General features: G+C 71.0%; 20 protein-coding genes. 17 read left to right on the top strand and 3 right to left on the bottom strand.

Features of this window, described 5'->3' with window-relative positions; genetic code table 11:
* The first annotated feature begins 42 nt into the window (after nt 1-42).
* The 10 genes from pcaH to TTY48_RS06120 all read left to right on the top strand — a co-directional run bounded on the left by pcaH (nt 43) and on the right by TTY48_RS06120 (nt 8,940).
* A complete protein-coding gene (gene pcaH, locus TTY48_RS06165; protein ID WP_220656660.1) occupies nt 43-810 on the top strand; it encodes a protocatechuate 3,4-dioxygenase subunit beta in 768 nt (255 codons plus the stop codon).
* On the top strand, nt 807-1,409 hold the full coding sequence (gene pcaG, locus TTY48_RS06160) for a protocatechuate 3,4-dioxygenase subunit alpha (RefSeq protein WP_220656659.1): 603 nt from the start codon (nt 807-809) through the stop codon (nt 1,407-1,409). The genes pcaH and pcaG overlap by 4 nt, the downstream gene beginning before the upstream one ends.
* Entirely contained in the window at nt 1,406-2,746 is a 1,341-nt protein-coding gene (locus TTY48_RS06155; RefSeq protein WP_220656658.1) for a lyase family protein, read from the top strand. The genes pcaG and TTY48_RS06155 overlap by 4 nt, the downstream gene beginning before the upstream one ends.
* Entirely contained in the window at nt 2,743-3,945 is a 1,203-nt protein-coding gene (locus TTY48_RS06150) for an alpha/beta fold hydrolase (RefSeq protein WP_220656657.1), read from the top strand. The genes TTY48_RS06155 and TTY48_RS06150 overlap by 4 nt, the downstream gene beginning before the upstream one ends.
* A complete protein-coding gene (locus tag TTY48_RS06145; protein ID WP_220656656.1) occupies nt 3,938-5,161 on the top strand; it encodes a thiolase family protein in 1,224 nt (407 codons plus the stop codon). The genes TTY48_RS06150 and TTY48_RS06145 overlap by 8 nt, the downstream gene beginning before the upstream one ends.
* The gene (locus TTY48_RS06140) at nt 5,161-5,823 is read left to right on the top strand and encodes a 3-oxoacid CoA-transferase subunit A (protein ID WP_220656655.1); all 663 of its coding nucleotides are present in this window, start codon (nt 5,161-5,163) and stop codon (nt 5,821-5,823) included. The genes TTY48_RS06145 and TTY48_RS06140 overlap by 1 nt, the downstream gene beginning before the upstream one ends.
* The gene (locus TTY48_RS06135; RefSeq protein WP_220656654.1) at nt 5,823-6,491 is read left to right on the top strand and encodes a 3-oxoacid CoA-transferase subunit B; all 669 of its coding nucleotides are present in this window, start codon (nt 5,823-5,825) and stop codon (nt 6,489-6,491) included. The genes TTY48_RS06140 and TTY48_RS06135 overlap by 1 nt, the downstream gene beginning before the upstream one ends.
* A gap of 54 nt (nt 6,492-6,545) precedes the next feature.
* Complete coding sequence (locus tag TTY48_RS06130) at nt 6,546-7,352, top strand: IclR family transcriptional regulator C-terminal domain-containing protein (protein WP_220656653.1); 807 nt, start codon at nt 6,546-6,548, stop codon at nt 7,350-7,352.
* Nucleotides 7,353-7,519: 167 nt separating this feature from the next.
* Entirely contained in the window at nt 7,520-8,797 is a 1,278-nt protein-coding gene (locus TTY48_RS06125) for an aromatic acid/H+ symport family MFS transporter (protein WP_220656652.1), read from the top strand.
* The gene (locus tag TTY48_RS06120) at nt 8,794-8,940 is read left to right on the top strand and encodes a hypothetical protein (protein WP_220658614.1); all 147 of its coding nucleotides are present in this window, start codon (nt 8,794-8,796) and stop codon (nt 8,938-8,940) included. The genes TTY48_RS06125 and TTY48_RS06120 overlap by 4 nt, the downstream gene beginning before the upstream one ends.
* A gap of 43 nt (nt 8,941-8,983) precedes the next feature.
* Here the strand turns inward: TTY48_RS06120 and TTY48_RS06115 are convergent, their stop codons facing one another.
* Entirely contained in the window at nt 8,984-9,955 is a 972-nt protein-coding gene (locus TTY48_RS06115) for a pirin family protein (RefSeq protein ID WP_220656651.1), read from the bottom strand.
* A gap of 279 nt (nt 9,956-10,234) precedes the next feature.
* Here TTY48_RS06115 and TTY48_RS06110 point away from each other — a divergent pair, with 279 nt between their 5' ends.
* The 4 genes from TTY48_RS06110 to TTY48_RS06095 are packed head-to-tail and all read left to right on the top strand — an operon-like array spanning nt 10,235 to nt 13,550.
* On the top strand, nt 10,235-10,834 hold the full coding sequence (locus tag TTY48_RS06110) for an SMI1/KNR4 family protein (RefSeq protein WP_220656650.1): 600 nt from the start codon (nt 10,235-10,237) through the stop codon (nt 10,832-10,834).
* Nucleotides 10,835-10,850: 16 nt separating this feature from the next.
* Entirely contained in the window at nt 10,851-11,705 is an 855-nt protein-coding gene (locus tag TTY48_RS06105) for an alpha/beta fold hydrolase (protein ID WP_220656649.1), read from the top strand.
* Nucleotides 11,706-11,715: 10 nt separating this feature from the next.
* The gene (mshA, locus tag TTY48_RS06100; RefSeq protein WP_220656648.1) at nt 11,716-13,032 is read left to right on the top strand and encodes a D-inositol-3-phosphate glycosyltransferase; all 1,317 of its coding nucleotides are present in this window, start codon (nt 11,716-11,718) and stop codon (nt 13,030-13,032) included.
* Nucleotides 13,029-13,550 (top strand): YbjN domain-containing protein, encoded by a 522-nt coding sequence (locus TTY48_RS06095; protein WP_220656647.1) that lies wholly within the window; start codon nt 13,029-13,031, stop codon nt 13,548-13,550. Before mshA ends, TTY48_RS06095 begins: the two co-directional genes overlap by 4 nt.
* Here the strand turns inward: TTY48_RS06095 and TTY48_RS06090 are convergent.
* Nucleotides 13,495-14,973, bottom strand: a complete 1,479-nt coding sequence (locus tag TTY48_RS06090; protein ID WP_255585533.1) for an MFS transporter — start codon at nt 14,971-14,973, stop codon at nt 13,495-13,497. The two genes, TTY48_RS06095 and TTY48_RS06090, sit on opposite strands and share 56 nt — an antisense overlap.
* 86 nt (nt 14,974-15,059) lie before the next feature.
* Between TTY48_RS06090 and TTY48_RS06085 the strand changes: the two genes are divergently transcribed.
* Together TTY48_RS06085 and nagB are read left to right on the top strand one after the other, a co-directional pair.
* A complete protein-coding gene (locus tag TTY48_RS06085) occupies nt 15,060-15,596 on the top strand; it encodes a hypothetical protein (RefSeq protein ID WP_220656646.1) in 537 nt (178 codons plus the stop codon).
* 59 nt (nt 15,597-15,655) lie between these two features.
* A complete protein-coding gene (gene nagB / locus TTY48_RS06080; protein ID WP_220656645.1) occupies nt 15,656-16,435 on the top strand; it encodes a glucosamine-6-phosphate deaminase in 780 nt (259 codons plus the stop codon).
* On the opposite strand, the gene TTY48_RS06075 is transcribed toward nagB, so the two are convergent.
* Nucleotides 16,423-17,085 (bottom strand): TetR/AcrR family transcriptional regulator, encoded by a 663-nt coding sequence (locus TTY48_RS06075; RefSeq protein ID WP_255585532.1) that lies wholly within the window; start codon nt 17,083-17,085, stop codon nt 16,423-16,425. The genes nagB and TTY48_RS06075 overlap by 13 nt on opposite strands.
* A 60-nt stretch (nt 17,086-17,145) precedes the next feature.
* Between TTY48_RS06075 and TTY48_RS06070 the strand changes: the two genes are divergently transcribed.
* Nucleotides 17,146-18,570: an MFS transporter gene (locus TTY48_RS06070; protein WP_220656643.1), complete on the top strand. Its 1,425-nt coding sequence runs from the start codon at nt 17,146-17,148 to the stop codon at nt 18,568-18,570.
* The last annotated feature ends 2 nt before the right edge of the window (nt 18,571-18,572 follow it).

The following is an 18,572-nucleotide window of genomic DNA, read 5'->3' as shown; positions in this document are numbered from 1 at the left end:
ACGCGCTATGATTGCGGTCACACGACGACGGCAGGAGTGAGCGTGGGCGATGACCAGCAGGCCATCAGTGCGGAGATCGCGCAGCTGAGCGCGGCGTATCTCGCCGGTTCGGCGCCGGAGGGCACCGCGCGGCGCGACTATCCGCCCTACCGCAGCTCGCTGCTGCGGCATCCCACCAAGCGGCTGCAGCCCGCGGACCCCGAGGGCGTGGAGATGCTGTCCCCGGTGTTCGGGCAGCAGGATGTGCATCCGCTCGAGTCCGATCTCACCGTGCAGCACGGCGGCGAGCCGCTGGGCGAACGGATCACGGTGTCCGGCCGCGTGCTCGACGGTGCGGGCCGCCCGGTCGCGGGCCAACTCGTCGAGATCTGGCAGGCCAATGCCTCGGGCCGTTACGTGCACAAGCGGGACCAGCACCCCGCTCCGATCGATCCGAACTTCACCGGGGTCGGCCGCTGCCTCACCGGTCCGGACGGCTCGTACCGGTTCACCACCATCAAACCGGGCGCCTATCCCTGGCGGAATCACCGCAACGCGTGGCGGCCGGCGCACATCCACTTCAGCCTGTTCGGTACCGATTTCACGCAGCGGCTGATCACCCAGATGTACTTCCCGGGAGACCCACTGATCGCCTACGACCCCATCTGCCAGTCCATCGTCGACCCGGCCGCCCGCGACCGGCTGGTCGCGGACTACCACCACGAGTCGAGCGCGCCCGAGTGGTCGCTCGGATACCGCTGGGACATCGTGCTCGCAGGCTCCGCCCGGACCTGGACCGAAAACGAGGCCTTCGGGGGTGCGGACCGGTGACCCCGCAGTCGCGCACTCCCGACCAGACCATCGGCCCCTTCTTCGGCTACGGGCTCTCGCTCCCCGGTGCCGAACATCTCATCGCGCCCGGCCATCGCCGGGCGATCCGGCTGTGCGGCACCGTTTTCGACGGTGCCGGCGATCCCGTCCCGGACTGTCTGCTGGAGATCTGGCAGCCCGACGAGGAGGGCCGCCCCGCGCGGCCGGCGGCGCTCATCCCGCGTGACGATCACTCACTGCAGGGCTGGACCCGCGATCCACACGACTTCGCGGGGTGGGGTCGCACCGCCACCGGGCACACGGGCCGGTACTCCTTCACCACGGTGGAGCCGGGTCCGGCGCGTTCCGGTGCCGCGCCGTTCATCTCGGTCGCGGTGTTCGCCCGGGGCCTGCTCGCCGGGTTGTTCACCCGGGTCTATCCGCCGGAGGCCGCCACCGCTCTCGCGGCCGATCCGCTGCTGGCCTCGCTGCCCGCCGATCGGCGGGACACACTGATCGCCCAGCGCGACGACGACGGCTCCCTCCGCTGGGACATCCGGTTGCAGGGCGATGGGGAAACGGTCTTCCTCGACTTCGACGGCGCGGGGGGTGCGCGATGACGGGCGACTTCGGTCTGCTGGAAACCGTTGCGGCGGGCCGTGCCTGCGCGGCCACCGATGACACCGCCGTAGTCGGGGCGCTGCTGGAGGCGGAGCTCGCGTGGATCGGCGTGCTCGACGGTGTGGAATCGGAACGGGCGGCCGCGCTGGCCGTCGCGGACCGGCGGGCGGCGGGGGCCTTCGATCCCGCGCGCCTGGCGAGCGCGGCCCGCTCCGGCGGCAACCCGGTGATCCCCCTGGTCGCCGAGCTCCGGCAGCACCTCGGAACGGCGATGCCGGTGCACCGCGGGCTCACCAGCCAGGACGTCCTGGACACGGCGCTGATGATGCTCGCGCGCCGCGTGGCCGGCGAGATCGCCGAGGAGCTCGATGGGGCTGCCGCGGCGCTGGCGCGGTTGGCGGAGCAGTACGCGCAGACACCCCAGGTGGGACGTACGTTGGGCCAGTACGCCGTGCCGATCACCTTCGGGGCGAAGGCCGCCGGCTGGCGGCAGGGGATCGACGGTGCGGCGCGCCGGCTGGCCTCCGCTGCGACCCCCGTGCAATTCGGCGGGGCCGCCGGGACGAACGCCGCGGTCCTGGCGATCGGCGTGGATCCCGTCCAGGCCGGCGCGGAGTGGGCGCGGCAGCTGGGGCTGTCGACGTCCGAGCCCTGGCACACCTCGCGCGGACCCGTGGTGGAAGTGGGCGATGCGTTCGCGGCGGTGTGCGCCGCCGCCGGGCGGATCGCGAACGATGTGATCTTCGCGAGCCGTCCCGAGGTGGGCGAGTTGGCGGAGTCCGCTCTCGCCCGCGGCGGCTCATCCACGATGCCGCACAAGCGCAATCCTGTTCTCTCGGTGGTGATCCGATCCGCGGCGATCTCAGCGCCCGGCCATGCGGGAGTGCTTCAACTGGCGGCGGGCCTGGCCGAGGACGAGCGCTCCACCGGGGCCTGGCACGCCGAGTGGCCGGCCCTGCGGAGCCTGTTGCGGCTCGCCCTCGGCGCCGCGGTGAGCTTGCGCGAACTGTGTGAGCACCTGCGGGTGTTCCCGGAACGGATGGCCGAGCGTGTGAGCGGTGCGGCCCCGCTGCTGGTGTCCGAGCGGCTGATGATCACGCTGGCCGGCCGGGCGATGGGCGGTCGCGCCGCCGTCCAGGAGGCGATCGACGCCGCGGTGGCGGCGCCCGCGGGCAGTCGTGCCGCAGTGCTGCGTGACCGGATCGCCGTCGCCGTCCCCGATCTCACCGTCGGGGAGCTCGACGATCTGCTCGCCGTGGACGGCTACCTGGGCACCGCGCCGCAGCGGGCGCACGCCGCCGGGCAGCGGCCCGAGACGAACGGGGAGGGGCGATGATCCCGCAGCTGGTGGCCACGTCCTTCACGAGCCGGCCGCCGGGCCGCCGCGAGATGCTGGTGCTCGGCCCCTCGCTGGGAACGAGCGCGGTGATCTGGGAGGCGGTCGCCGAGCTGCTCGGTGACCGGTACGACGTTCTGGCCTGGGACCTTCCGGGCCACGGCGGATCACCCTCCCCCCGCGGCGGATTCGACCTGGGGGAGTTGGCCGATGCGGTGGTGGCGCTCGTCGACGCCCACGACCCCGGTGCGGCCTTCCACTACGCGGGCGATTCGGTGGGCGGCGCCGTGGGCGCCGAGCTCGCCTTGCGCGCCGCCGACCGCGTGCGGTCGCTGGCCATGGTGTGCAGCGCGGCCCGGTTCGGCGACCCCGGCCCATGGCGCGACCGGGCGGCGACGGTGCGCGCACAGGGCACGGCGGCGATGGTCCCCGGGGCGAGGCAGCGCTGGCTCGCCAGCGATTTCCTCGACCGCTCACCCGGCGTCGCCGAGGATCTGTTCGCGGGATTGGCCCGCGTGAGCGGCGACGGATACGCGGCGGTCTGCGAGGCGTTGGCCGGCTACGACGTCCGGGATCGGCTGCCCTCGTTGACGGTTCCGTTCCTCGCCGTCGGCGGTGATCTCGATGTGGTGTGTCCTCCGCAGGATGTGCGGGCCCTGGCCGAGGCGGTCCCGGAGGGGCGCCACGAGGTGCTCCCCGGTGTCGCGCATCTCGCACCCGTCGAGGCGCCGCGACGGCTGGCCGATGTGCTGGCGGATCACTGCGCGGCGGCGACCGCCCGCGCGGTGCGGACGGCCACGGTCACCTCCCGGCAGCGGTACGACGCAGGTATGGCGGTGCGCCGGCAGGTGCTCGGCGACGCCCACGTGGACCGCGCCACGGTGACGGGATTCGGCTCCGGTTTCCAGGAATTCATCACCCGGACCGCCTGGGGCGATGTGTGGACCGGCACCGAGCTGACCCGGCGCGAGCGCTCCATCGCGGTGCTCACCGCGCTGCTGGCGCTGGGGCACTGGAACGAATTCGCCATGCACGTGCGCGCCGCGCTCCGCAACGGCTTGGGCCGCGACGAGATCGAGGCGGTGCTCATGCAGAGCGCGATCTACTGCGGGGTGCCCGCGGCCAATGCAGCCTTCGGCGTGGCCCGCCGGGTGTTCGCCGCGATCGACGCCGAGGAAGGGGAGAACGCCGATGGCTGAGGCCTTCGTCTACGACGCGGTGCGGACACCGTTCGGGCGGTACGGCGGCGGCCTGTCCGGCGTGCGGCCCGATGATCTCGCGGCACACGTGGTGCGGCGCATCGTCGATCGCGCACCCGGTCTCGCGGCCGGCGACGGAGCCGCGATCGACGAGGTGGTCCTCGGGAACGCCAACGGCGCCGGGGAGGAGAACCGCAACGTCGCGCGCATGGCCGCACTGCTCGCCGGCCTCCCGGTCACGGTGCCCGGCAGCACCGTCAACCGGCTGTGCGGCTCCTCGCTGGACGCCGTGATCACCGGATCGCGGCAGATCGAGGTGGCGGACGCCGAGATCGTGCTCGCGGGCGGTGTCGAGTCCATGAGTCGCGCACCGTGGGTGCTGCCGAAACCGGACCGTGCCTTCCCCTCGGGCGATCAGGCGCTGGCGTCCACCACGCTCGGCTGGCGGTTGGTCAATCCCCGCATGCCCGGGGAGTGGACGGTCTCGCTCGGGGAGGCCACCGAGCAACTGCGGCAGACGCACGGGATCACCCGGGAGCGGCAGGACGAGTTCGCGGCGCGCTCGCATCGGGCCGCCCTGCGTGCCTGGGAGGCCGGGTTCTACTCGGACCTGGTCGATCCGGTGCCCGGAACGGATCTCGTTCGCGACGAGTCGATCCGGCCCGGTACCTCCGTGGAGACGCTGTCCGCGCTGCGGCCGTCCTTCCGCCCGGCCGCGCCGGGACCGGAGGGCGGAACCGTGACCGCGGGAAATGCGTCGCCACTGTCCGACGGTGCGGCGGCGGTCCTGCTCGGATCGGCCGCCGCGGCGGAGACGATCGGCGCGGCCCCGACGGCGCGCATCGCCGGACGGGGCGCATCGGCGGGGGCACCGCAGTCCTTCGGCGCAGCGCCCATCGAGGCGGCCGACCGGGCGCTCCGCCGCGCCGGGATCGAGTGGCCGGATGTGGGGGCCGTCGAGCTCAACGAGGCCTTCGCCGCGCAGTCGCTGGTGTGCCTGGACGCCTGGGGTATCGATCCGGAGATCGTCAACCGGTTCGGAGGCGCGATCGCGCTCGGACATCCGCTGGGGGCCTCGGGCGCCCGGCTGATCGGGACGCTGGCACACACCCTGCGGGTGACCCGGCAACGCTGGGGCGTCGCGGCGCTGTGCATCGGCGTGGGCCAGGGGCTGGCCGTGGTGCTCGAAAACATCGACGCGACAGGTGATCTGTGATGATGGTGGAATTCGCTCCGAGCCCGCTGGATGCGGTGGAAGGGGTGCGCGACGGCGCAACGGTGATGGTGGGCGGCTTCGGCGACGCCGGGCAGCCCTTCGAACTGATCGACGCCCTGCTGGAGACCGGCGCCGGCGATCTGACCATCGTGAACAACAACGCCGGCCAGGGGGATCGGGGGCTGGCGCTGCTGATCCAGAAGGGCCGGGTCCGCAAGGTGATCTGCTCCTTCCCCCGGCAGAGCGATTCCTGGCACTTCGACGAGGCCTATCGCGCCGGCCGGATCGAACTGGAACTGGTGCCGCAGGGCAACCTCGCCGAACGGATCCGCGCCGCCGGCGCGGGGATCGGCGGCTTCTTCACCCCCACCGGCTACGGAACGGTGTTGGCCGAGGGGAAGGAGACGCGGATCATCGACGGCCGCGGGTACGTCTTCGAGACCCCGCTGCACGCCGATATCGCGCTGATCAAGGCGCTCAGGGCCGACCGGGTGGGGAACCTGGTGTACCGGAAGACCGCCCGCAACTTCGGCCCGATCATGGCGGCCGCCGCGCAGCACACGGTGGCCCAGGTGTCCGAGGTGGTGCCCACCGGCGGCATCGATCCGGAGGTCGTGGTGACGCCCGGCATCTACGTGAACACGATCGTGGAGGTGCAGTGATGGAGCAGACGGCGACCACCGGGACCGTGCGCGCGGCGCCCCTCACCCGCCCGGAGATGGCCGCGATGGTCGCGGGGGACATCCAGCGGGGCGCGTTCGTGAATCTGGGGATCGGCCTTCCCACCACGATCGCCGATCATCTACGGCCCGAACAGCGGGTCACCCTGCACACCGAGAACGGGATGTTGGGCATGGGCCCGGCCGCCGTGGGCGATCGGATCGACCCGGACCTGATCAACGCCGGCAAGGCGCCGGTCACGGAGCTGCCGGGGGCCTCGTACTTCCACCACGCCGATTCGTTCGCGATCATGCGTGGGGGACACCTCGACGTGTGCGTGCTGGGTGCCTTCCAGGTCTCCGCCGCGGGCGACCTCGCCAACTGGCACACGGGCGCGCAGGACGCGATTCCGGCCGTGGGCGGTGCGATGGACCTCGCGACCGGGGCCCGCGAGGTGTGGGTGATGATGACCCTGCAGGACAAGACGGGTGCCCCGAAACTGGTGCCGCAGTGCAGCTACCCCGTGACGGGGCTGTCCTGCGTGACCCGGGTCTACACCGAGCGGGCCGTGTTCCTCCTGTCCCCGGAGGGGGTGCGGGTGCGCGAGAGCTTCGGCTGCACCGTCGAGGACCTGCGCGGTGTCGTCGAAGTCGACCTGCTGGACGATTAGGCTGATCGCGGGCCTCGAACCGGGGCCCGTCGCCCCCGAATGCGAGGAGACCGCGTGAGCCCGGACCGGAGCGAGGACGTGCGGCCGCAGGCGGGCGATCAGTACGTGCAGTCGTTGGCTCGCGGCCTCGAGGTGATCCGCGCCTTCGACGCGGAGCATCAGGCGATGACACTGTCCGAGGTCGCATCCCGGACCGGCCTGACCCGGGCCACGGCGAGGCGGTTCCTGCTGACCCTGGTGGAACTGGGCTATGTGCGCTCGGACGGTCGCGATTTCGGTCTCACGCCGCTGGTGCTGCAACTGGGGTACGCCTACCTCGCCGGTCAGCCGCTGCCGGAGTTGGCGCAGCCGATCCTCGAACGCCTATCGCATCGCGAGCAGGAGTCCACCTCGCTCGCGGTGCTCGACGGCACGGACATCGTGTACCTGACGCGCGTGCACACGCGGCGCATCATGACGGTGGGTATCAGCCCGGGGACCCGGTTCCCCGCGTACGCCACGTCGATGGGGCGCGTCCTGTTGGCGGCGGCCGACGAGGACGAGCTCGAGGCGTACTTCGCGAACGCCACGCTGGCCCCGCTGACCCCGCGCACCATCACCTCCCGCGCGGCGCTGGAGGCCGAACTCGCGAAGATCCGCACGCAGGGATACGCGATGGTCGACCAGGAGCTCGAGGTGGGCCTGCGGTCGCTCGCGGTGCCCGTCGCCGGGCGGGACGGCCGTCCCCGGGCGGCGATCAACATGGCGCTGTCCGCGCGTCTCGACGGTGCCGACGAGCCGACCGTCGAGCACCGGGTCGCCGCGTTGCGTGACACCGCCGCCGATATCGCCGAGGCGGCCCGGGCCGCCGGCATCGACTGACGCGGCCTCCGAAACCGCAGTTCATCGCGCCTTTCTCAGACTCCTCCGGTAGTCGCTCACCACTCCATCGTGTTCGCATAACGAACACTTGTGCAATCAGCGAACGCGTGGTTAGTATGACGATGCGCCTATGGCGCAGGTCACATTCGATCGTCGATGGAGATCCGATGGCTTCCACACCACTGACCCCGCCCGCGGCGGACGCCGCACTGCGCTCGGTCGGTTCGCCGAGGACCTGGGGCGCACTGCTGTGCTGGATGGTCGTCGTCTTCGAGGGGTACGACCTCGTCTCGCTCGGCGCCGCCATTCCCGCGCTGCTCGACACCGGGCACCTGGGGATGACCGCATCGGATCTGCGCACCGTTGCCACGGTCTCGCTGGTCGGCGTGGGCATCGGTGCGGCGGTCACCGGTGCGATCTCGGACCGCTACGGCCGCCGCGGCCCGCTCGTGGTGTGCGTCCTGCTGTTCTCGGTGTTCACCCTGCTGGTCCCCGTCATGCCCACGGTGTGGGCGTTGGCCGGCGCCCGATTCATCGCCGGCCTCGGCATGGGCGGCTGCATGCCGGTGGCGCTCACCGCGATGCAGGAGGCCGCGCCCGAGCGGAAGTCGAACGCCAGCGCCGTCACCATGACCGGCTACCACGTGGGTGCGGTCCTGGCCTCGCTGATCGCGCTGCTGGCCGGGAACTCCTGGCAGTGGCTGTTCTACGGCGGCGGCATCCTCGGCCTGCTGCTGGTACCCGTGATCGCCCTGCGGATGCCGGAGACCGCCGCCGTGACCGGCGCCGCCGAACCGGTTGCGGCGCAGCGCGCCGCCCGCGCATCGGTGCTGCAGGCGCCGTACCTGCGGACCACGCTCATGCTGTTCGTCGCGGCCTTCCTGGGGCTGCTGGTGGTGTACGGGCTCAACACCTGGCTGCCGCAGCTGATGCGCGGCGCGGGCTACCCGGTGTCCACCGCGCTGGTGATGCTGCTCGTGCTGAACGTGGGCGCCGTGGCCGGCCTGATGATCGGCGGCCGGGTCGCGGACCGCCGTGGTGCGCAACGGGTCACGGTGCTGTGGTTCGCCATGGCCAGCGTGATGCTGGCGCTGCTGAGCATCAAGGTGGCCAATCAGGTGGTGCTCGATGTGGTGATCTTCGTGACCGGCTTCTTCGTGTTCACGGCCCAGGTTCTGCTGTACGGCCTGATCGGCTACCTCTATCCCCGCACGAAGGTCGGCACCGCGATGGGCCTGGTCTCCGCGGTCGGGCGGCTCGGTGCCATCGCCGGGCCCTGGGTCACGGGCAGCCTCGTGGTGGCCGGCGTCGGATACCCCTGGGGCTTCTACTTCTTCGCCGTCGCCGCCGGACTCGGTGCGATCGCGGTGCTGGCGGTGCCGCGGCCCGGCGCGGAGCAGTCGGCGCCGGTCGCCGAGGATGCGGCGCAGCCCGAGGCGGCATGATCCGCACCGTCAAGGACGCCGCGCACCAGCTGTTCGCCCAGCACGGCCTCACCACGGTGTTCGGCAACCCCGGTTCGAACGAATTGCCTTTCCTGGCGGGCCTTCCCGGTGGCTTCCGCTACATCCTGGGGCTTTCTTGCTGAGGCGTACACCCGGCTGGGCCTGATCGGACCCAGCCGGTACCGGCTAGCGAGCGACGTGCGGCATCAGGGCGCCGGGCGGGATGTGGCCGAACTTGCCGGCGTTGTAGTCCTCCATCGCCTGGATGAGCTCGGCCTTGGTGTTCATCACGAACGGGCCGTACTGCACCACGGGTTCCCGGATGGGCCGGCCGCCCAGGATCAGGACCTCCATGGTGGGCCGATTCGAGTCCTGGGACTCGTCGGCGCGCACCGTGATCCGGTCCCCGGGGCCGAGCTGCGCGAGCTGGCCCTCGTGGATCGGATGCCCCACGGGTCCCACGGTGCCGCGGCCGCTGAGCACGTAGACCAGCGCGTTGAAATCGCGGTTCCACGGCAGCGAGGCCTCGGCTCCGGGGGCGATCGTGGCGTGCACGAAGTTGATCGGTGTGCGGGTCGATCCCGGCCCCTGGTGCCCGTCCACCTCGCCCGCGACGATGCGGATCAGGGAGCCGCCGTCGGGTGTGGTGACGAGCGTGGTCTGGCCGCCCTCGAGGTTCTGATAGGCGGGCGTGGTGAACTTCTCCGACTTCGGCAGGTTCACCCACAGCTGGATGCCGTGGAAGGTGCCGCCGGACTCGACCAGCTCGGCGGGCGGGGTCTCGATGTGCAGGATCCCGGAGCCGGCCGTCATCCACTGGGTGGCGCCGTCGGAGATCAATCCGCCGCCGCCGTGGCTGTCCTGGTGCTGGAACAGGCCGTCGATCATGTAGGTCACGGTCTCGAAGCCGCGGTGCGGGTGCCAGCTGGTGCCCTTGGGCTCGCCGGGCTCGTACTCGACCTCGCCCATCTGGTCCATGTGCACGAACGGGTCGAGATCGCGCGGGTGCACGCCTGCGAAGGCGCGCACCACGGGGAAGCCCTCGCCCTCGTAGCCGCGGGGGCCGGTGGTGATCTTCCGGACGGGGCGGTCCGTCTCGCCGGGTGCGGCGGCGGCGATGCGGGGGAGGGTGAGCGTATCGGCGGTCACGGCGGGCATGGTGTCCTCCTGGAAGTGGGCTGCTGAAGCTGACACTACCATCAACCGGACCACGGTCCGATTAATTCCCGCGAGGTCGCGCGGTCACCGGCCACGGCGTTCTCCGAGGGTCGGGATACCGAGAACAGGACGCTCTCCGAATCTGTCCGCCGTGGACACGGTGTCCGCCGCGGACGGAATCCGAGAGGTGTTCGGCGGCGGGTTCCGTGGTCTCCCGGCGCACGCCGAGGAATTCTGGATACCGTAGACGCGATCGCGGATTGCGCAGACGGGAGTGGAATGGGTACGGAGACGATGGTCGAGGAGTTGCAGGAGCTCATCGCGGACCTGGCGCGCGAGCGGGTGCGAGCGGGGGAGGAGGACGGGGACGGTCTCGAGATCCGCCTCGACCTCGATCCGCACGGCCCGGTGATCGCCACCGCCGCACCGGCACCACCCGCGACCGAGGCCGAGATCGCGCAGGCCGAGGCCGCCCTCGGGCGGCCCTATCCACCGGAGCTGCGCGCACTCCTCGGCGTCGCCAACGGATTCCCCGGCTACTTCTACGGCGACACGCTGCTCGGTACGTCCGGGGTGGGCACCGCCGGGGTGGCGGGATACCCCGCGCAGTTCCCGGCATCGATCTGGGGAATCGCGCGGGAGTACATCGACGAGTGGTACGCCGCGGAGGGTGGGCGTCTCGAGTTCAGTCCCGAGGACCCGCTCGACTGCATTCCGCTGGCATCGGACCCCGACGCCTCAGGGGCGGCGTTCGTGGTGGCCGGCAGCGGACCAGGATGGGACGCGGGCACCGTCGTCGAGCTCGAGGGCGGAATTCACCGGTACGAGAACGTGCGCGAGTACCTCCGCGCCCGACTGGCGCTGGTCCGCGAGGCCTGACGGCTAGGGTCGGGGTGTGACTCGCGCATGTGGATTCGCCGTCGGGCCCGACGGCACGGAGATCTTCTACATCGACTACAGCACCGCGTACGCGGGCACCGTCGACCCGACGAAGCCTGCGTACCTGCTGATCCACGGGTGGTCGGCCAGTGGCGACTCGTGGGGCCTGCCGCTGATCGACGAGCTGACCGCCGCGGGACACCGCGTGGTCGCCGTGGACAACCGCGGCCACGGCCGCAGCTCGGTGCCCGCGTCGTTCACCACGCAGGAATTCGCCGACGACGTCAAGGCCGTGCGCGACCGGCTCGGCCTGGACGAGGTGTACCTGGTCGGCTGGTCGTACGGCGGCCTGATCATCGCCGACCACCTCTCCGTGCACGGCACCGACGGTGTGCTCGGCGTGGGCCTGATCGGGGCGATCACCTCGATCGGCGGCGGCAAGCAGGGGCAGTTCCCCGGCGGCGTCACCGGCCCCGCCATGAACGGTGCCCTCCCGGCGGCGTTGTCGGCGAAACCGAGCACCGCCATCCCCGCACTCGCGAGCATCCGGATGCTGCCGAAGGGCTTCGACCAGGAGACGCTCGGCCCCGTGGCCCAGCGTGTTTTCGGCCACTCGCTGTCCACGCCTCCCGCGGTGCGCGGTGGGCTGTTCCGGCGCACCGTCGACCACGACGCCGACCTGGCCGCCTGGACCTTCCCCGTCCTCATCCAGCACGGACGCGACGACGAGGTGGTGGCCCCGGTGACCGCCGAGCATCACGCCGCGGTGCTGCCGCACTCCACGCTGTCCTGGTGGGACGGCGGGGGCCACGCGCCCTTCGTGGTGGACCCCGCGCGCTGCGCCCGCGAACTCCTCGATCTGCGGGGTTAAGCTGGACGGCGTGCCTACTGGTAAGTCAGCGGCCCGCACCACGCCGCGCCGGATCGCGGTGCTGTCGGTGCACACCTCGCCGCTGGCGCAGCCCGGTACCGGCGATGCGGGCGGCATGAACGTCTACATCTGGCAGACCTCCCTCGAACTCGCCGCGCGCGGCATCGAGGTGGAGATCTTCACCCGCGCCACCAGCTCGTCGGACGCGCCGATCGTGGAGGCCGCGCCGGGGATTCGCGTCCGCAACATCGTCGCGGGCCCCTTCGAGGGGCTGGACAAGACCGATCTGCCCGCGCAGCTGTGCGCCTTCGCGGCCGGGGTGCAGCGGGCCGAGGCCCGCGAGGAACCCGGCTACTTCGACCTGATCCACTCGCACTACTGGCTCTCGGGACAGGTCGGCTGGCTGGCCCGCGACCGCTGGGGCGTGCCGCTGGTGCACACCGCGCACACCCTGGCCGCGGTGAAGAACCGCGCGCTCGCCGAGGGTGACACCGCCGAGCCGCAGGCGCGGATCATCGGTGAACAGCAGGTCTCCGACGAGGCGGACCGGCTGATCGTGAACACCGAGGTCGAGGCGAACCAGCTCGCCGAACTGCACAGGGTGCCGCTCGACCGGATCGACGTGGTGTACCCGGGGGCCGATCTGGCCACCTACTCGCCGGGCGACGGCGCCGCCGCACGCGCCGAACTCGGTATCGCCCCCGAGGAATTGGTGCTCACCTTCGTCGGCCGGATTCAGCCGCACAAGGCTCCCGATCTGCTGCTGCGCGCGGCGGCCCCGCTCATCCACGCGCACCCCGAGCGTCGCATCCGGCTGCTGGTGGTGGGCGGACCGTCGGGCACGGGACTGGAGCGGCCGGATGCGCTGATCGCGCTGGCCCGCGAGCTCGGCATCGAGCAGGCCGTGACCTTCGGGCCCCCGCGGCCCCCGGCCGGGCTCGCCGAGGTGTATCGCGCCTCGGATCTGGTGGTGGTGCCCAGCTATTCGGAGTCCTTCGGCCTGGTCGCCGTGGAGGCGCAGGCCTGCGGCACCCCGGTGGTGGCCGCGAACGTGGGCGGTCTCTCGGTGGCGGTGGCCGACGGTGTCTCGGGCCGCCTGGTCTCGGGGCACGACCCGCAGGCATGGACCGCGGCACTCGACGAGCTCACCGCGGATAAGCGACTGCGTGCGGAACTGGCAAGCGGCGCAACCGAACACGCACAGCAGTTCTCCTGGTCCCGCACCGCGGACGGCCTGTTGGAGAGCTATTCGAAGGCGATCGAGGCGCGGCAGGAGGCGACGCAGACGGTGCGCCGCCGCCGGCGCCGGGCAGGGGCGCGGGCATGAGCGAATCGATGACACCGGACCAACTGGAAGCGGCCCTGACCGAGCGCGAGCTGGAGTTCACGCGCAAGGAGGAGACCGGCAAGGACGTGGCCCACTTCATCGTGGAGCTGCCGGGCGAGAAGAAGCTCAAGACCACCACGATGATCACCCTGGGCGCGCACGGCGCGCGGGTGGAGGCCTTCGTGTGCCGGCATCCCGACGAGAACTTCGAGGGTGTCTACCGGTACCTGTTGCGGCGCAACCGCCGTCTGTACGGCGTGGCCTACACGATCGACCGCACCGGCGACATCTACCTCACCGGCCGGTTCGCCGAGTTCACCGAGGACGAGCTGGATCGCGTTCTGGGACAGGTGCTCGAAGCCGCGGACGGCGATTTCAACACCCTGCTCGAACTGGGCTTCTCGACAGCGATCCGCCGCGAGTTCGACTGGAGAGTCGCTCGCGGCGAACCGCTGTGGAACCTCAAGCCCTTCGAGCACCTGCTTCCAGAGTTTCCCGAACCTCCGGAGCAGCCGTAGCCTCGTCGTCCGACGTCTGGGCGCGCGGGATGGCCAGTGCCACCACGGCGGCGACGGCGGCCACGATGCCAGCGATCACGAATCCGGAGGTGAAGGCGTCCTCGGCCGGCAGCGTGATCTCGCGCGGCGTTCCGGCCAGCAGCGTGACCGTGGAGCGGGTGAGGATCGTGGCCATCACCGCGGAGCTGACCGCGGTACCGACCGATCGCATCAGTGAGTTCAGGCCGTTCGCGGCGGCCGATTCGGTATCCGGGACGTTCGCCATGATCAGCGCCGGCATCGCCGAATAGGCCACGCCCACACCGCCGAAGACGATCATCGAACCCAGCGACATCTTCCAGGTGGCATCGGTGAGGCCGAGCAGGGCGAAGTAGCCGATGGCCGACATGGTGGCACCGATCGCCAGGGTCAGGCGCGCGCCGATCCGCTTGGTGAGCAGGGCGGAGACCGGGGACAGGGCCATCATCACCAGGCCGCCGGGCACCATCCACAGACCCGCGTTGAGCATGCTCTGGCCCAGGCCGTAGCCGGTGGCCTCCGGGATCTGCAGCAGCTGCGGCATGGTGAGCATCAGCGAGAACATGGCGAAGCCCACCATGATCGACGCGAGGTTGGTGAGCAGGATCGGGCGGCGCGAGGAGATGCGCAGATCGACGAGGGAGTCGCGGGTGCGGATCTCCCAGAAGCCCCAGGCGATGAGCACCAGGACACCGCCCACGGCGCAACCGATCGTGGCGGCGGAGGTCCAGCCCCAGCTCTGCCCCTTGGTGATCGAGAGCAGCACGCTCACCAGGCCCACGGTGAGGCCGACGGTGCCCACCACGTCGAACTTGCCGGGATGGCGGTTCGGCGATTCCGGGACCACCACGTACACCAGGCCCAGGGTGATCACGCCGAGCGCGAGCGAAAACCAGAACAGCGTGTGGTAGTCGAAGTGCTCGGAGATGTAGGCGCCGAACGGGATTCCGATCGCGCCGCCCACGCCCAGCATCGCGGACATCAGCGCGACGGCGCCGGGGATCTTGCGGGCGTGCAGCTCGTCGCGCATCAGCGAGATGCCCACGGGCACCAGGCCCATGGCGAAGCCCTGGAAGGAGCGGCCCACCACGGTGAGCAGCAGGGTGTGCGAGAGGGCGCAGATCAGCGAGCCGGCGATCAGGCTGAGCAGGCTGGTGAGCAGCACCAGCCGCTTGCCGTACATATCGCCGAGACGGCCGGCGATCGGCATCGCGACCGAGGAGGCGAGCAGCGTGGCGGTGATCACCCACGAAGCGTTGTCGGCGCTGGTGTTCAGCAGGTGTGGCAGTTGCCCGACGATCGGCACCACCAGCGATTGCATGAGCGAAGCGAGGAGGCCGCCGAGGCAGAGGACGGCGATCAGGACGCCGTCCGCGGGACGGCTCCTGCGGAGGTTGTCTGTCATGCCGCTCGACGGTAGTTGTATGTTACAACTTCGGCAACCGATTGCGGGCAGCGTCACGTTCGCAAAGCTGCACTACGGTGAAGGTCATGGAATCCCCAAATCCCTCATCCGCGAAGCCCCGGCCAGGCGCGACGGGGATCTGGGTCGGCGCGGCGATGATGCTGCTCGCCGTGATCGTGCCGGTCGTCGCGACCGTCACCGTCGTCCTCCCGCAGTTCCGGCTCGACATGCAGACCGTGCCCGCCGACGGTGCGCCGCACAGCGTCGCCGTGCCCGCGGACCGGACCTACGCCGTCTTCGCGGAGACCCGGACCACGGTGGGCGCACCGTCGTGCACCCTGACCACGGCCGGCGGCGCGCCGATCGAGCAGCGCGTCACGGGTGGGAACGTGACCGTGTCCAACCGCATGGTGCTCAGCGTCTTCGAGACCGGCGCGGGCGACGTGGTCGCGACCTGTTCGCCCGGGATGCCGGAGGCGGGCGGGGCCGAGGTGGCACTCGGCCGCTATCCGGACATGGGGCTGCTGCTGGGCGGGATCTTCGGGTCCCTGGGCTTCGCGCTCGTGGTGGGCGGCCTGGGCCTGACGGTGTTGATCGTGAGCCTGGTGCGCCGCCGAAAATAGGTTATGACCAGTTCTGCTGATCTGCGGGTATTCGCGCTTCGAGGCGGTATCATGGGCCCATGGAAATCGTGATCCGCCCGACCGCTGCCGACGTTGCGACCACTGCCGCCGACATCGTGGCCGACCACGTGCGCCGTGGTCCCGCCGTGCTCGGGCTGGCCACCGGATCCACGCCGCTCGCCACGTACTCCGAGCTCATCCGCCGCCATCGCGAGGAGGGGCTCAGCTTCGCCGACTGCGTCTCCTTCAACCTGGACGAGTACGTCGGCCTGCCGAAGGGGCACCCGGAGAGCTACCGCGAGGTGATCCGCAAGGAGTTCACCTCGCACGTGGACATCCCGGACGCCAAGGTCGAGGGTCCGGACGGTACCGCCGCCGATATCGCCGCGGAGGCGAAGCGCTACGAGGACGCGATCAAGGCCGCGGGTGGTGTGGACGTACAGCTGCTGGGCATCGGCACCGACGGGCACATCGGGTTCAACGAGCCCGTCTCATCGCTGGCCTCGCGTACCCGGATCAAGACGCTCACCACGCAGACCCGTGAGGACAACGCCCGCTTCTTCTCCTCGATCGACGAGGTGCCGATCCACGTGCTGACGCAGGGGCTGGGCACCATCTCCGAGGCGGATCACCTCGTGCTGCTCGCCACCGGCGAGGGCAAGTCAGAGGCGATCGCCGCCACCGTCGAAGGCCCGGTGGCCGCGATCAATCCCGCATCCGTGCTCCAGTTCCATCCGCACGTGACCGTGGTGATCGACGAGGCGGCGGCGTCCCGGCTGCGGCTGCGCGACTACTACCGGCACGTGCTGGAGAACAAGCCCGCCGATCAGCCCTTCTGATCCGGACCGAACAGGCCCACCATCAGGCCCCGCAGGCTCGCCTCGAAATCGTCACGGCTCGAAGGGGGTACGCGCGCCTGCACCGCGGCGCGCATATCCGGTGCCGAGTTCGCCGGCAGCGTGTCGAGGAGATCGATCATCCACGCCGTGGCCTCGTCGTTCGATTCCGCCACCGCGCGCAGGTGCGTGAGCACCGTCCCGAGCGTGAGGCTCCAGCACGCGCGGTAGGCGCGTAGCGCCGACTCCCGGTCTCCCGTGATCCGGTACGCCGCACCGATCGCCGCATCGCTGATGTGTAGCGCGCCGCGGCCGGACCGCTGCGGGCCGATGAGGGCCTCGGGTACCCAGGGGTGCGCGATCAGCGAGTCGTACACCGTGGTGAGCGCGGCGACGATCCGCTCGCGCGGCTCCTCGGGAAAGGTCATGGCGGCGAAGGGTTCCGCGATCGCGTCGAGGGCCAGCGCCAGCAGCGTCTCCTTATCGTCCACGTGCCGGTACAGGGCCATCGGGCTCACCCCGATCTCGGCCGCGAGCAGCTTCATCGTGACGCCGTGCACGCCGTGCTCGTCGAGCAGGCGCACAGCCTGTTCGACGATCTCCTCGCGCGAGGTGCTCGGGGGTCGCCCGCGTCGCGGTGTGGTCTGGCGCATGCCCCCATTGTTATCCACCCCTCTTGTGTCGGAGTCATGCTAAGGCTAGCCTCAGCCATTATGTTACTCGATACACAAAAAAAGAGCCTGGGTGCGGCGATGTTCCTGGGCGGCCTCGCCCAGTTCCTCGTCGCCTTCGATGCATCGGTCACCAACGTGGCGCTGCGAGCCATCCGCGACGATGTGCACTTCACCCCGCAGGGCCTGTCCTGGGTGGTCAACGCCTATGCGATCGCCTTCGGGGGTCTGCTGCTGGTGGGCGGACGGATGTCCGACCGGTTCGGTCCGCGCGCCGTGCTGCGATTCGGCTTCGCGCTGTTCACGGTGGCCTCGCTCGGCGCCTACGCCTGCACCGAGCCCTGGCAGGTGATCCTGGTGCGGGTGCTGCAGGGCGTAGCCGCCGCCGCCATCGCTCCCGCTGCGCTCACCGCGGTGGCGATCACCTTCACCGAGCCGGCGATGCGCGCGAAGGCCTTCGGGGCCGTCGCCATCGGCGCCTCCGCCGGCGGAGCCGTGGGCGTGGTGCTCTCGGGCCTGATCACCGACGCGCTCGGGTGGCGCACCGTGATCGCCTGCGGCGCAATGGTGTCCGCGCTTGGCATGGCCCTCACGTATGCGGCGCCGGGTCCCGCGCCGGACGCGGACCGTCGCACCGACTGGCTGGGCGGCGTCCTCGCGACCGCGGGCCTGTCGGTGCTCACCTACGGGATCGTCGCGGCCACGGACAACGGCTGGGGGAGCGGCCGGACCCTCGGCTGGTTCGCGCTCGCCGTGCTGCTCCTCGCCGCTTTCGTCGTGGTCGAGACGCGGATGCCCGTGCCGCTGGTCGACTTCCGGGTGATGGCGAAGGGGTCGGTGCTGGTGCCCTGCCTGGTGCTGGCCTTCGTGGTGGCCGGACAGTTCGGCGCCTTCTACTTCGTCTCGCTGTACATGCAGATGGGGCTGGGCTACTCGGCGACCAAGACCGGGATGATGTTCCTGCCCTTCTGCTTCGGCATCGTGGTCGCGATCGCGGTGGCCACGAAGCTGATGCCGAGGATCGGTGCGCGTGCCGTGGTGGTGCTCGGCGCCGCGATCGCCACCGTGGGATTCCTGCTGTTCGCGCCGCTGCCCGCCGACGGCGATTTCCTTCGTGCCGTGTTGATCCCGTCGCTCGTCACCTCGTTCGGCATCGGCATGACCTTCCTGCCGCTTCCCAACGTCGCGACCGCCGCGGTCGCCCCGAGCTCGGCGGGCATGGTCTCCGGTCTGGTGAACACCGCCCGCCAGCTCGGCGGGGCGCTCGGGCTCGCGGTCCTGGTGACCGTGGCCGCCGGTACGGGCGACGGCGGCGCACCGGCCGCTGTGCTCCCCGGCTATCGCGCGGCCCTCCTGGTCAGCGCCGGGCTGGTGGGCCTCGCGGTGCTGATCGCCCTGTTCCTGCCCGGCCGCGCCGAGGAACCGGCGGCGGTGAGCCCCGTCGAGACCGACGGGGCCAGTCGTTAGAA

Source organism: Tsukamurella sp. TY48 (genome assembly GCF_019656655.1).
Taxonomy (GTDB): Bacteria; Actinomycetota; Actinomycetes; order Mycobacteriales; family Mycobacteriaceae; genus Tsukamurella; species Tsukamurella strandjordii.
Note: the sequence above shows the minus strand (reverse complement) of the source record. Positions and strands in the feature narration are given on the sequence as shown.